The 12,994-nt window shown below is 71.4% G+C and carries 10 protein-coding genes, 1 pseudogene and 1 riboswitch; of the genes and pseudogenes, 7 read left to right on the forward strand and 4 right to left on the reverse strand.

The window, feature by feature from the left end:
* The first annotated feature begins 92 nt into the window (after positions 1 to 92).
* Positions 93 to 1,514: an MFS transporter gene (locus OG928_RS10255; protein ID WP_406281993.1), complete on the forward strand. Its 1,422-nt coding sequence runs from the start codon at positions 93 to 95 to the stop codon at positions 1,512 to 1,514.
* Positions 1,511 to 2,506 (forward strand): TolB family protein, encoded by a 996-nt coding sequence (locus OG928_RS10260; RefSeq protein ID WP_406281996.1) that lies wholly within the window; start codon positions 1,511 to 1,513, stop codon positions 2,504 to 2,506. Before OG928_RS10255 ends, OG928_RS10260 begins: the two co-directional genes overlap by 4 nt.
* Before the next feature lie 269 nt (positions 2,507 to 2,775).
* Here the strand turns inward: OG928_RS10260 and OG928_RS10265 are convergent, their stop codons facing one another.
* The gene (locus tag OG928_RS10265) at positions 2,776 to 3,747 is read right to left on the reverse strand and encodes an Lrp/AsnC family transcriptional regulator (RefSeq protein ID WP_406281999.1); all 972 of its coding nucleotides are present in this window, start codon (positions 3,745 to 3,747) and stop codon (positions 2,776 to 2,778) included.
* A gap of 173 nt (positions 3,748 to 3,920) precedes the next feature.
* On the opposite strand from OG928_RS10265, the gene OG928_RS10270 reads away from it, so the two are divergent.
* On the forward strand, positions 3,921 to 4,202 hold the full coding sequence (locus OG928_RS10270) for a hypothetical protein (protein WP_406282002.1): 282 nt from the start codon (positions 3,921 to 3,923) through the stop codon (positions 4,200 to 4,202).
* Positions 4,199 to 5,563 (forward strand): sodium:solute symporter, encoded by a 1,365-nt coding sequence (locus tag OG928_RS10275; protein WP_406282005.1) that lies wholly within the window; start codon positions 4,199 to 4,201, stop codon positions 5,561 to 5,563. The genes OG928_RS10270 and OG928_RS10275 overlap by 4 nt, the downstream gene beginning before the upstream one ends.
* Here the strand turns inward: OG928_RS10275 and OG928_RS10280 are convergent.
* Positions 5,487 to 6,266 (reverse strand): SDR family NAD(P)-dependent oxidoreductase, encoded by a 780-nt coding sequence (locus OG928_RS10280; protein ID WP_406282008.1) that lies wholly within the window; start codon positions 6,264 to 6,266, stop codon positions 5,487 to 5,489. The two genes, OG928_RS10275 and OG928_RS10280, sit on opposite strands and share 77 nt — an antisense overlap.
* Positions 6,267 to 6,674: 408 nt before the next feature.
* Here OG928_RS10280 and OG928_RS10285 point away from each other — a divergent pair, with 408 nt between their 5' ends.
* Together OG928_RS10285 and OG928_RS10290 are read left to right on the forward strand one after the other, a co-directional pair.
* Positions 6,675 to 6,881, forward strand: coding sequence for a cold-shock protein (locus OG928_RS10285; RefSeq protein ID WP_020554951.1), 207 nt, complete (start codon positions 6,675 to 6,677; stop codon positions 6,879 to 6,881).
* A 374-nt stretch (positions 6,882 to 7,255) separates the two neighbouring features.
* On the forward strand, positions 7,256 to 8,746 hold the full coding sequence (locus OG928_RS10290; RefSeq protein WP_406282011.1) for a DEAD/DEAH box helicase: 1,491 nt from the start codon (positions 7,256 to 7,258) through the stop codon (positions 8,744 to 8,746).
* A 414-nt stretch (positions 8,747 to 9,160) separates the two neighbouring features.
* Here the strand turns inward: OG928_RS10290 and OG928_RS10295 are convergent, their stop codons facing one another.
* Positions 9,161 to 9,406 carry a hypothetical protein gene (locus tag OG928_RS10295; RefSeq protein WP_406291332.1) on the reverse strand — a complete coding sequence of 82 codons (246 nt, stop codon included), beginning with the start codon at positions 9,404 to 9,406 and terminating at the stop codon, positions 9,161 to 9,163.
* 720 nt (positions 9,407 to 10,126) lie between these two features.
* Positions 10,127 to 10,939 (reverse strand): annotated as a pseudogene (locus OG928_RS10300) (ice-binding family protein); the annotation flags it as partial.
* Positions 10,940 to 11,715: 776 nt separating this feature from the next.
* Here OG928_RS10300 and OG928_RS10305 point away from each other — a divergent pair.
* Positions 11,716 to 12,501: a ferritin-like domain-containing protein gene (locus OG928_RS10305; protein WP_406282013.1), complete on the forward strand. Its 786-nt coding sequence runs from the start codon at positions 11,716 to 11,718 to the stop codon at positions 12,499 to 12,501.
* Between the two features lie 164 nt (positions 12,502 to 12,665).
* A riboswitch (TPP riboswitch) is annotated at positions 12,666 to 12,833 on the reverse strand.
* Between the last annotated feature and the right edge of the window lie 161 nt (positions 12,834 to 12,994).

Below are 12,994 nucleotides of genomic sequence, written 5' to 3' on the forward strand. Positions count from 1 at the left end.
CGACCGGTGTGCCGAGGGCCCGGCCCCTCGGGTGCCCTCGGCACACCCTCCCGTGCCCGTACCGTCCTCGTTCTCGCTGCCGGAGGTCTCGGTTGTATCTCTCGTCCAGCCGTTCCGCCGACCTCGCGTCGGGCAGACCGGACACGCGCTCGAAGACACCGCCCGAACCGCTACCGACCCCCGGGTCGGACGCGACGACCGACACCGCGTCGGGCACCGCGCCCGACACCGGGTCCGGCACCAAGTCCGGCGCCGCGTCCGCCCGTCGGTCGCGGCGCGTGGCGCCGGTGGTGGTCACCCTCGGGGTGGTCTCGCTCGTGACCGACGTGTCGGCCGAGATGGTGACCGCCGTCCTCCCCGTCTACCTCGTCCTGGGACTCGGGCTCTCGCCGCTCGCGTTCGGCATGCTGGACGGCCTGTACAACGGCGCGACCGCCGCGTCCCGACTGCTCGGCGGGCACGTCGCGGACCGGTTCCGCCGGCACAAGACCGTGGCCGCGGTCGGCTACGGGATCTCGGCCGGGTGCAAGCTGCTGCTGCCCGCTGCGGGCGGCGTGTCGGCGATCGGCGGCGTGCTGGCGGCCGATCGCGCGGGCAAGGGGCTGCGGACCGCGCCGCGCGACGCGCTGATCTCGATGGCCGCGACGCCCGAGGGGCAGGGCCGGGCGTTCGGCGTGCACCGCGCGATGGACACGGCGGGCGCGCTGTTCGGGCCGCCGGTGGCGCTCGCGGTGCTGTGGGTGACGGCCGACGCGTACGACGCGGTGTTCGTGGTGAGCTTCTGCCTCGCGGCGTTCGGGGTCCTGGTGTTGCTGCTGTTCGTCCGCGACCCGGCACGCGAGGGCACGCGGGGCGGGACGGGCCCGGTCGTCCCGCGCGAACCGGTGCGGCTGCGGGACGCGGCGGCCGTGCTTCGGGTACCGGGCTTCACCCGCGTGTGTGTCGCCGCGCTCGTGCTCGGCGCGGCCACGGTGGGCGACGCGATGCTGTACCTCCTGCTGCAACGGCACACCGACCTGTCGCCGCACCTGTTCCCGCTGTTGCCGCTCGGCACCGCCCTGGTCTTCCTGCTGCTCGCCGTGACCGCCGGGACGACCGGCGACAGGTACGGACGGGGCCGGGTCTTCCTGGTGGGCCACGTCGCGCTGCTCGGCGGCTACCTGGTGCTGCTCACGCCGCTGTCGAACGCCGCCCTGATCATCGCGATCCCGGCCCTGCTCGGGGTGTTCTACGCGTGCACCGACGGCGTCCTGATGGCGCTCGCGGCACCGGCGGCGCCGGCCCGGCTGCGCGGCGGGGCACTCGCGCTCGTCCAGACCGGCCAGGCGGGCGGGCGGGCCGTGGGCGCCGCCGGATTCGGCGCGGCCTGGACGCTGTACGGCCCGTACGCCGCGACCGTCGTGGCGGCGATCGGCCTCGTGGTCGCGCTCGTCGTCGCCGCCGCCCTGCTCGCCGGCGGCAGGCTCGCGCCGGGCGCGCCGCGCGGCGGCACACCGGAGAGGGGAACACCATGACCCGCACCGCGCGCGTGACGATCCTGGCCGTGGTCACCGCCCTGCTCGTCGGCCTCGCGGTGGTGTACACGCTGCGTGCCGCGGGCGACGCGAAGGGCGAACACGACGGCGCCTACGCCGCGTTGCGGCTCGACCACGCCGGCCGGATCCTGTTCCGCAGCACCGCCGCGGACGGCGGCCGGGACCACCTCGCGGCGGTCGACGCCGCCCGCCCCGGCGATCGCGCGGTGGCCTCGCGCAGCTGCCTGGTCTTCCACGCCGCGCGCGGCACCGGCGTATGCCTGCAACCGGCCAAGGTCGCGTTGGGCACCTACGACGCGGTGATCCTGGACGCCGACCTGCGCGAGAAGAGCCGGCACGCGCTCGCCGGCACCCCCTCCCGGACCCGGGTCTCACCGAGCGGGCGGCTGGCCGCGTGGACCTCGTTCGTGAACGGCGAGTCGTACGCGGGCCTGAACTTCTCGACCCGCACCGCGATCCTGGACACCCGGACCGGCCGACTCGACGACAACCTGGAGAAGTACACCCTGCACCGCGGCGACGAGGTGGTCCGCGCACCGGACGTCAACATCTGGGGCGTGACGTTCGCGGCCGACGACAACACGTTCTACGCGACCGTGGCAACCGGCGGCCACACCTATCTGGCCCGCGGCGACGTCGCCACGCGCACGCTGCGCACGATCCGGGAGAACGCCGAGTGCCCGTCGCTGTCCCCCGATGGGACGCGCGTCGTGTACAAGAAACGCGTCCCCGGCCTGGACGCGGACCGCCCGTGGCACCTGTACGTATTGAACCTGACCACCCTCGCAGAGACCCCCCTGGCCGAGACCCGCACACTGGACGACCAGGCGGAATGGCTGGACGACGGCCACGTCGCATACAGCCTCCCGGGCGACCTGCGCGGCGACATCTGGACCACCCCGGCCGACGGCACCGGCCACCCAACCCTCCTGATCCCACACGCACTGTCACCGGCGGTCCTACGCAACTGACCGCCAGCCCCAGCCCGGCCGGCGCTTGAGGCCACCTTTCAGCCCGGCCGGCGTTTGAGGCCAAGCCTGCAATGCCGAGCCTGAAGCCTCAGCCACCTCCCACTCCAGCCCGGCCGGCGCTTGAGGCCACCCTTCAGCCCGGCCGGCGCTTGAGGCCACCTTTCAGCCCGGCCGGCGCTTGAGGCCATCCTTCCAGCCCGGCCGGCGCTTGAGGCCACCCTTCAGCCCGGCCGGCGCTTGAGGCCACCATCGCGCTCGAGGCCACCCACCTACCGGCGAACCCCCGTCCCGCTCAACACACCGCTCCGCTTCAACGAGTGGATCACCAACGACGTCTCAACCGACTCCACGTGCGCAACCCAAGGCGCCCGAGTCACAAACTCATACAACGCGAAGCGATCCGGCACCGTCACATCAGCCACGATCTGGTGCTCCCCCATGACAGCCGCCGCATACCGCACCCACGGCGACCCCAACAACGCCTCCCCCACCTCGTCCACCCGAACCGGCGGCACCCGAATCCACAGGATCGCCTCCACCGGCAACCCCAACACCTCCGGCGCGACGACCGCCCGGATATGCACCACGCCGTTGCGCCGCAGCCAGTCCACCCGACGCCGCGCGGTCGGCTCGGACACCCCCACCAGCCGCGCGATCGCGTCGTGCGAGAGCCGGCCGTCCTCCGCGAGCGCGCGCAGGATCTCCTTCTCCTCGCGCCCGAGTTCGCTCGCCCGATGGTCCGTGGAGGACGGCGTCATCGACGGGTACTCGCGCACCGCCTCCACCTCGGCGGCGGTCAGCAGCCCCGGCTGCCATTCGTGCACGGTACGGAAATAGCGCAGCACCGGGAGCGTCGTGCACTGCACCAGGCCCGGGGTGCCCGGCAGTTCGTCCAGCGCGATGCTCGCGAGCCGGTCGTCGGGGCTCAGCACCTCGGCGAGGCAGTCGGCGGTGCCGGTCAGCACATACGTGAACGTGGTGTCGCGCCGATGCGCGAGCGCGCCGGCCGCGACCCGCGTGGCGGCCTGGACGCAGCGCGCCCGGATCAGCGCGGCGCTGCCGTGCGCGACCGCTCCGGTGACCACGACGGTGCGCTCCTCCAGCATCCGGGTGCCGTGCCGGGCGACCGTGCGCTCGGGTTCGCCCAGCGCGGCGGCGATCCGGCGCCACGACGCGCGGCCGTCCACCTGGAGGGCTCCGATGATGCGGCGGTCGAGTGCACCGACTGGAATGGCAGACATGCGTCAAGCATGCGGCTGTTTTCGTCAATCCGGAAGATGTTCTTGTCGATTGTCGAAAATCGACGCCAGGCTGACCGCACGCGGCCCGGTCCGGGCTCGTCCATCCTCCCCACCCCGCTGCCGCGCCCCCACTCCCACTCCATTGCCGCACTCCCGTCCCATGGAGGAGTCCCATGCGTCGAGGTCCTCTCGTGCTGCTCCCGGCGATCCCGATCCTGGCCCTGTTGTCGGCCGTCTGGCTGCCGTTCGTGAACACCCGCTCGTTGTGGCTGGGCATGCCGCGCCTCTTCGTGTGGTGCTCGGTGTGGGTCATGCTGATCACCCCGACGCTCTTCGTGGTCGATCGGGACCGCAGACGCCGTCTGTCCCTCGCCACGACCGACATCGGGACCGGCGCCGCGTCCACCGGCACCGCGTCCACCGAGACCCGCTCCGCGGCGGAGCCGCGCCGATGACCGTGACCTTCGCCGTCGCACTCGTCGGCATGCTGCTGATCGCCGCCCTCGGCTTCCTGGGCCGCCGCGGCAAGAGCAACGACCTCACCGAATGGACCGTCGGCGAACGCAACTTCGGCGCGCTGACCACCTGGTTCCTGCAGGCCGGCGAGGCGTTCACGACCTTCACGTTCCTGGGCGTGGCCGGCATCGCCTTCGGTGGCGGCGTCGCCGCGACCTACGCGATCCCGTACATCCCGCTGTCCTACATCGGCACCTTCTTCATCGCGCCGATCCTGTGGCGGCTGGCCCGCGACCGCGACTACATCACCCAGGCCGACTACTTCGAGGACCGCTACAAGTCGAAGACGATGGGCTTCGTGGTCGCCGTGATGGGCGTGGTCTTCCTCCTGCCCTACCTACAGCTCCAGATCACCGGGCTCGGCGCGATCGTCTCGCTGGTGACCGGCAAGGAGAACGCGGGCGACACGAGCATGATCGTCGCGACCGTGCTGACCGTCGCGTTCGTGTTGTGGTCGGGCATCCGAGGGGTCGCGAAGACCGCGTACCTCAAGGACTTCCTGATGATCCTCGCGATGATCGTGCTGATCGTCGCGATCCCCGCGCACTACGCGGGCGGCGTCGGCGATGTGTTCGACAAGATCGGCGCGGCCCGGCCGGAACTGCTCACCGTCCACTCGGACGGCCCCAACGACAAGATCTGGTGGGTCACCAGCATCGTGGTCTCGGCGCTCGGCAGCGCGTTCATGACACTGCCGCACCTGTGGCCGGCGACGCTGTCCGCGCGCAACGAGGACGTGCTCCGCAAGAACGCGATCTGGCTGCCGCTCTACCAGATCGTGATCATCCTGCCGATCGTGATCGGCTTCACCGGTGCGCTCGCGCTGGACAAGAAGACGCCGGGCAGACGCGCTCGCCGACCTGCTGCTGCTGACCTTCAGCGGTCTGATCCAACTCGCGCCGGGCTTCCTGGCGGTGCTCACCGCGCGCAAGCTGCTCGGCACCTGGCCGGCCCTGCTCGGGATGATCTCGGGCGTGTTCGTGGTCTGGTACGTGACCTTCGAAAAGCCGGACGTACACAACGTCAACGCCGGGATTTGCGGCCTCGCGGTGAACCTGGCCGTCGCCGCGATCGCGCAGGCGGTGTACCTGATGGCCCGACGCGGGACCGCCGAGCCGCCCGTCGGCGCCGACCCCGTGCCGGTCCCGGCCCCGGTCGGGGAGCGGGCGGGGTGACCGACGCCCCGGCGGCCGCCGCGCCCACGCCGGCCGCCGGGGCCTCCGCTACGGGGCGGGGGTGCGGTGTACGACGCGGGCGGAGGTCTGGTCACGGGCGAACACGAGCATCGAATCGATGTTGACGTGCGCGGGCCGGGTGGCCACCCAGCCGACGCATTCGGCGATGTCGCGTCCGGTCAGCGGGGTCATCCCGGCGTACACGGCGGCGGCGCCCTCGGCGTCGCCGCCGAGCCGGTTGAGGGTGAACTCGGTCTCGACCATCCCCGGGTCGATCTGGCACACCCGCACGGGCTGCCCGCGCAGCTCCAGCCGCAGTACGCGCGTCATCGCCGTCACCGCGTGCTTGGCCGCGTTGTACCCGGCACCACCCTCGTACGGCTCGCGCCCGGCGACCGAGCCGATCGTGATCACCTGGCCGTCCCCGGAGGCGATCAGTAGCGGCAGGAACGCCTTGGTCACCCGCAGCGTGCCCAGCACGTTGGTCTCGTACATCGACGTCCACGCGGCCTCGTCCGCCTCGGCGACGGATTCGGTGCCCACGGCGATGCCCGCGTTGTTCACGAGCACGTCGCAGCGGTCCACGGCGCCGGCGAACGCGGTGATCGAGGCCGGATCGGCGACGTCCAGCGGCAGCGCGCGGGCCCGGCCGCCGCAGCGGGCGACCACTTCCGCCAGGCGGTCCCGGCGCCGGGCGCCGAGCACGACGTCGTAACCGAGGCTCGCCAGGTGCTCGGCGGTCGCGGCGCCGATCCCGCTGCTGGCTCCGGTCACCACGGCACAGCCACGCGAGGGGGTCGGAGTGTTCGCGGTCTCGCCCTGGGTCATGACGGGGTTCCTCTCGTGCGCGGCGGCTTCCGGCGGGCCGCCCGTGCGTGTGTCGGTGACCACGTTGCCGGTGTTCGGGCACCGTACGCCGGACCGGCGCGGCGCCGGACCCGGGTGCGGATCTCCGCGCCGCGCGGGCCGGTCGCAGGGCGCCGAAACCGGGGCGTCCGGATCCGAAAGGGCACCGCGACGCGCCGACCCACCTGCGCGGATCCGAGATCGTGGTGATTCCCGTGCTACCTTCTGGTCAGTTGCAGTTGTGGTACCCATGAACTTTGTGTGCACCTGACGGGCCAGCCCGTCGGGTGCATTTTTGTTTTGGCCGGTCATCTCCGGATGGGCTCCTGGCGGCGACGCGGATCCGCGCAGTGCGGTTTCGGTACTGCTCCCCAAACGAAGGAGAACGACATGGCCACCACTGGCACCGTGAAGTGGTTCAACGCCGAAAAGGGCTTCGGCTTCATCGAGCAGGACGGCGGCGGCCCCGACGTCTTCGCCCACTACTCGAACATCGCCGCGCAGGGCTTCCGTGAGCTGCAGGAGGGCCAGAAGGTCTCCTTCGACGTCACGCAGGGCCAGAAGGGCCCGCAGGCCGAGAACATCGTTCCCGCCTGACGCTTCCTCGGCAGCACCGTGCGGGGTCGGATCCGCGTCGCAAGACCGCGGGTCCGACCCCGCACGGTGTCCGTTGGTCCGTCGCAACGCGCTCTCCGGCGTCCCCTGGATCCGGCGACCGTGCGCGACGCGGCATTCCCCACCCGGTAGGCGGGACCAGGCTCAAGCCGTCCCCGCTCGCCGCTCACGGATCTCGCATCCGTTCACGCCGGCCGCCGTCCGCGACAGCGCCGTGCCCTTCGAAGTGCGTTCGCGCGGGGTTCCCCCGCCCCACTTCGGCTCTGATTTTCACTTCGGCTCGTTCTTGTGATGTCCTGCGCGGCTCCCGGCTGCCGGAACTCCCCGATACGCGCCGTATCGAGGAAGGTTCCCCCGTGAACCCCACAGCCCGCCCCAGCAGTTCCACCTCCCGCGGCCGGAGCGGCGGCTACGCCCGCTCGACCGGCGCCGGTCGTTCCGGCGCGCCGGGCCGCTCCGGCGGTTACGGACGGCCCGGCGGCTACGGGCGTCGGCCCGCCGCCGTCCAGGGGGAGTTCGCGCTGCCGAAGACCATCACGCCGGCGCTGCCCGCGGTCACCTCCTTCGCGGAGCTGGACATGCCCGCGGCGCTGCTGAACACGCTGACCGGCCTGGGCATGACCGAGCCGTTCCCGATCCAGGGCGCGACCCTGCCGAACTCGCTGGTCGGCCGGAACGTCCTGGGCCGCGGCCGCACCGGTTCGGGCAAGACGCTGGCCTTCGGCCTGGCGATGCTCGCCCGCACCGCCGGACAGCGCGCCGAATCGCGTCAGCCGCTCGCCCTCGTCCTGGTCCCCACCCGGGAACTGGCCCAGCAGGTCACCGACGCGCTGACCCCCTACGCCCGCTCCCTTCGGCTGCGGATGGCGACCGTGACCGGCGGCATGTCGATCGGCCGGCAGATCAGCGCGCTGCGCTCCGGCGCCGAGATCGTCGTGGCCACCCCCGGTCGCCTCAAGGACCTGATCGACCGGGGCGCCTGCTTCCTGGACCGGGTCGGCGTCACGGTCCTGGACGAGGCCGACCAGATGGCGGACATGGGCTTCATGCCGCAGGTCACCGCGCTGCTGGACCAGGTGCGCCCGGACGGGCAGCGGATGCTGTTCTCCGCCACCTTGGACCGCAACGTCGACCTGCTGGTGCGGCACTACCTGCCCGACCCGGTCGTGCACTCGGTGGACCCCTCGGCAGGCGCGGTCACCACGATGGAACACCACGTGCTGCACGTGCACAGCGCGGACAAGAACGCCGCCACCACGCAGATCGCCGCCCGCGACGGGCGGGTGCTGATGTTCCTGGACACCAAGCACGCCGTCGACCGGCTCACCGAGCACCTGCTCAACAGCGGTGTACGGGCCGCGGCCCTGCACGGCGGCAAGTCCCAGCCCGAGCGCACGCGCACGCTGAACCAGTTCAAGAGCGGCCACGTCACGGTGCTGGTGGCCACCAACGTCGCCGCCCGCGGCATCCACGTGGACAACCTCGACCTGGTCGTCAACGTCGACCCGCCGAGCGACCACAAGGACTACCTGCACCGAGGCGGCCGGACCGCGCGCGCCGGCGAGTCCGGCAGTGTGGTCACCCTCGTCATGCCCAGCCAGCGTCGCGGCATGACCCGGCTGATGACCGACGCCGGGATCACCCCGCAGACCACCCAGGTCCAGCCCGGCGACGCCGACCTGGCCCGGATCACCGGCGCCCAGACTCCGTCCGGCATCCCCGTGGTCATCACCGCCCCGACGGTGGACCGCGCCCGGCGCAACAGCAGCTCCTCGCGCGGTCGACGCAGCGGCTCGGCCCAGGCCCGCCGCTCCGGCCCGGCGGCCCGCCCGGCCACCGCCGGCTGACCGAACCGCCCGGCGCACGAGCCCCGAACGCATGACGAAGCCCGGGTCGGCTTGCCGACCCGGGCTTCGTCGTGCGCTGCGCCCCGCCGTGCTCGGATGCGGGATTCTCGCCGTGGACGCGTCCCGGCCTCGTCTTCCGCGGCCGGGACGCTGTAACACACGGTACATGATCGATGACAGAAATTGATCATTCATAGCCGCAGACAGACCAGCTGAATCAAGCGCCCGGCTGGTGCTGTGGCCGGGAAGGTGATGGGGCGGCCGAGTCGCGATAGGCGTACGGGTGTTCGGAGCGCGAAGTCGGGTGCGGGGACATGGGTCTGCCCCCGTCCGCGGCCGTGTCGGGCCTCGGACGGGGGCAGAGCGTGGCGATCGAGGGGTGGTTGTTATCGGCCGGGCCTCGGACCCGGCGGCCTACGCGTGATCGTGGCTGCCTCCGGTTTCGAGTTCGAGGGTGCGGGTCTTGCGGAGGTAGATGATGACGAGGGCGCCCAGGGCGAGCAGCACTGCGCCACCGCCGGCCAGCCAACCGATGAGTTCACCGGTGCCTGTGGCCGCCAACTCGTGCGATCCGCCGTGCGGAGCGTTCGCACCCTTGTTCACGGCCTGATGGGGCGCGCCGCCACCGGCACCGCCACCGCCACCGGGCTGGTGGGCCATGCCGCCACCGGCACCGCCGCCGGGCTGTGCGCTGTGACTGGGGCTCTGCGACGCGCTGGGACGACCGGACTCGTGCACCCCACCGGGCCGTGCGCTGTGGCTGGGGCTCTGCGACGCGCTGGGACGACCGGACTCGTGCATCCCGCCGTGTCCACCGGGCTTGCCGGGCTTCCCGGGCTTGGCCGTTGCGGTACCGGACGCCGAGGGGGAGCCAGGTCCTGCGGGGCCCGAAGGTCCTGCAGGTCCCGCGGGGCCCGAAGGCCCTGCAGGTCCCGCGGGTCCCGCCGGACCGGAAGGTCCTGCGGGGCCACTGGGCCCGGGGGATCCCGGTGCACCGGGCGACCCGGGAGCGCCGGGCGACCCGGGGGCGCCGGGCGATCCCGGTGCCCCAGGTGATCCCGGTGCTCCGGGCGATCCGGGAGCGCCGGGCGACCCGGGGGCACCGGGCGACCCGGGGGCACCGGGCGACCCCGGTGCCCCAGGCGATCCCGGTGCTCCGGGCGATCCGGGAGCACCGGGCGACCCGGGAGCACCGGGCGATCCGGGAGCACCGGGCGATCCCGGTGCCCCAGGCGACCCAGAGGGCCCGGCCGGCCCGCTCGGTCCCGGGGGGCCACTCGGTCCGGGAGGACCGCTCGGGCCGATGAAGCAGAACGGCCGGGTGATGACGTTGTGGTCCAGGGTGACCGCGCCGTTGCGGGCCAGGGCTCGGCCTTCGATGGTCGCGTTGGTCAGAACCGAGATCGATTGCAGCGCCATGATCGTGCCCTTGAAGGACGTGTTCGTGTCCAGCGTGGCCGAACTGCCGACCTGCCAGAAGACGTTGCACGCCTGGGCGCCGTTGATGAGGGCGACGGTGGCGGAGGGCCCGGTGATCAGGGTGTCCGCGATCTGGAAGATGAAGACCGCGTTGGGGTCCCCTTGTGCGTCAAGGGTGAGGGTGCCGGTGATGCCGATCGGCCCGGAAGCGAAGTACACGCCGGAGTTCAGGGTCTGGCCGACGAGGTCTCCCGCGATGCTGGCATCCGGGGCCCGGCTTGTGGCATCGAGGTAGGCCGTGCCCAGATCCGCCTGTCCCGGCGCGGCCGCGGGGCCCGTGTTGATGGTGCCGCCGACGACGACCCCGGGCGGAAAGCCGGTGACCGCACTGCCCGGACTGACACCGACATCCCCGTGGATGATGGTGCCCAACGCAGGAACGTTGGTAACGGTCCTCCCGGCCAGCACGGCGTAGCTCTCGGCGTTGCCCAGGAGGATCGTGGAAGTGGCCGCGCGGGCGTTGGCGGCCAACGACACCAGGCCGGCGGTACCCAGGAGGACCATCCCGAGCAGGATCGCGAGTACCGCGGCGGATCTTTGGAATCGAGGTTCTCGGAAGCCTGTGGAACAGGCGCCGTCGAATGACATGGATGGGCCCTTCACATGCTCGTTGCCGTCACGAGTCGGCCGCGGACCGGCATCTCTGGAGAGGCCGGATCCGTCGAACGATTCGAGGACGACAAGTCGTCGAGCGGGCGCACCACCGGCAGGCATGCGGAGGTGATGCGCCCACTCAAGGGGACGATGAGGACGAATCGACAGAATCCGTCACTCACTACCAGTAATGACACCATCGCCTTGTCGTATTTACCGGGAGTCAAACGGGTGATTTCGCGAGACTCCCGAAGGCAGGCCCTGGAGCCCCCGACGACGACCTCCTCGATGTCCGGGAAACGACGACCCGCGACAGGAAATGTCAACCGCTATTACCAACATGAGGCATGCCTGTGATCATTCGTCAGCCATGACGCACGCTCTCGCGGGCACCAGAGAGCCATGACACACAGCCGCGCACCCCGGAGCAGGGGCACCGACGATCTGGCAGCTCTGGTGAGCCAGGCACAACGGTGGAGCGACCCCGAACCGACCCCAGCCCCGGATCCCGGGTGGTCGTTCCTCGACTCGACGGCCGCCTTCCTCCGAGCCAACCTGCGGCACCTCTCGGCGCGCACCCGATCCGTCCGACGCGCGGCGAATCCAAGGCGCGACCGAGCCCCGGAACGCGCGTAACCGCCGCAGCCGCCACATGGCATCACCGGCTCCGGATCAGCCGGACGTCACCCGCCGCCACCCCGTGTCGCGGCGGCGAGCCGGGTCGATCGCGTCGTACCGTCGATCACGCCGCAAAATCGCCCCAATGCATCCAAATCCCTTATTCGGGGAAACCGGGCAGAGCCGGTGTCCGTAATTTCGTACAGATGTTCGTTGCAGCCGTGCTCACCGGTCGGTGTGGGCGTCGGCCGGGTGCGTCCCCGGCAGATGGGATCACGATGCTTTCCGCGCGCAGCCTGTTCCGGCAGATTCACGCCGACGACGACGCCTTCGCCCTGTTCGCCGCCGTCGCGGCCAAGGGCGAGAGCCAGGGAGGATGGGAGAACGCCCGGATCGCCGCTCTCGTCCGAGACCCGGAACTGGCTCCCAAGATCGCCCGGCACGGCGCCGACGAGGACAAGCACGGGCGGATCTTCCGGGCGATGCTGCACCGACGCGGTCTGGCTTCCCCGGACGTGCCCCCCGGCACGGACTATTGCATGCTCCTGGAGCAGCAGGGCGTCGGCCTTTCGCACGCCCGGCTCCGCCGCGATGAACCCCTCACCGAGGACGACGTGATCGTCTACCTCGCGCACAGCCGGGTCACCGAGCAACGCGCGGCCGAGGACATGCGACTCCTGCGCCGCGTGCTCGGCGACGACCCGGACGTCGGCCCGGGCCTGCGGATGATCTGCGAGGACGAGGAGAACCATCTCGCCTACTGCCACGAGGAGTTGCTGCGGTTGGTCGCGAACGGGCACGGACCCCGCATTCGCGCCGTCCTGCACGAGAGCGCCCGAGCCGAGATCCGGGTCAACCGAGACGTCAGCCTCGCGGTGACCCGGCGCATGGGCGAGATCCTGCGTTGGCCACGCGCCCAACGCACACTGCTCGCGCTCGGCATCCACGCGGTCTACGGCTACGACCGCCTCATCGGCCGACACCGCATGGTCCGCCTACGCCCACCCACCCGCAAAAACGCCATGGGCCCCCGCCGCCACGAACCCACCATCACCCACCCCTGACCCACCGACCCGCGACACACCATGAATGCAGAAAGCCCCCAACCACAATCGATCGGAGGCTCTTCCACCCACGGTGGGCTTGAGGAACGGGTCAACGACAAGACGCCCGCCTTGGCCGAGGCCAAGCACGAGCGTCGATCGGGGATCGCCGTTTGCGCAGATAAAAACCTACGAGGTGGGCTCCCTGCGCCGGCATTGTCCGGATCAGGTGCTAGGGGTCGCCTTCCAGTCCATTCGACTTTCCGGCCTCTCAGCCTGGCCTTCCGACCTTGGCCCGAGCAAAGCTCCCTGCTCCAAAGCCGCTGTTCGGTCAAGCTCCCTCGCTCGCCCCGTAGGCTGATTTCAGGATACTCCCACCCAAAACGGATGCCAAGGGGTTCGCCTCATGCATCTCGGATGACCCCAGAGGCGGCCTGCCGGCTCCGGCAGCGCCGGCACGCCGTGGCCAATACAGGCAACGACCACTTCGTATCAGCCGCCGCCACGCAGGCCC

Source organism: Embleya sp. NBC_00896, assembly GCF_045207785.1.
Classification (GTDB): domain Bacteria; phylum Actinomycetota; class Actinomycetes; order Streptomycetales; family Streptomycetaceae; genus Embleya.

Coding starts and splice junctions, on each gene's coding strand:
- OG928_RS10270 (WP_406282002.1), top strand. CDS start 3,921: ATGCGTCGAGGTCCTCTCGTGCTGCTCCCGGCGATCCCGATCCTGGCC.
- OG928_RS10295 (WP_406291332.1), bottom strand. CDS start 9,406: ATGGCCCACCAGCCCGGTGGCGGTGGCGGTGCCGGTGGCGGCGCGCCC.
- OG928_RS10260 (WP_406281996.1), top strand. CDS start 1,511: ATGACCCGCACCGCGCGCGTGACGATCCTGGCCGTGGTCACCGCCCTG.
- OG928_RS10275 (WP_406282005.1), top strand. CDS start 4,199: ATGACCGTGACCTTCGCCGTCGCACTCGTCGGCATGCTGCTGATCGCC.
- OG928_RS10285 (WP_020554951.1), top strand. CDS start 6,675: ATGGCCACCACTGGCACCGTGAAGTGGTTCAACGCCGAAAAGGGCTTC.
- OG928_RS10280 (WP_406282008.1), bottom strand. CDS start 6,266: ATGACCCAGGGCGAGACCGCGAACACTCCGACCCCCTCGCGTGGCTGT.
- OG928_RS10305 (WP_406282013.1), top strand. CDS start 11,716: ATGCTTTCCGCGCGCAGCCTGTTCCGGCAGATTCACGCCGACGACGAC.
- OG928_RS10265 (WP_406281999.1), bottom strand. CDS start 3,747: ATGTCTGCCATTCCAGTCGGTGCACTCGACCGCCGCATCATCGGAGCC.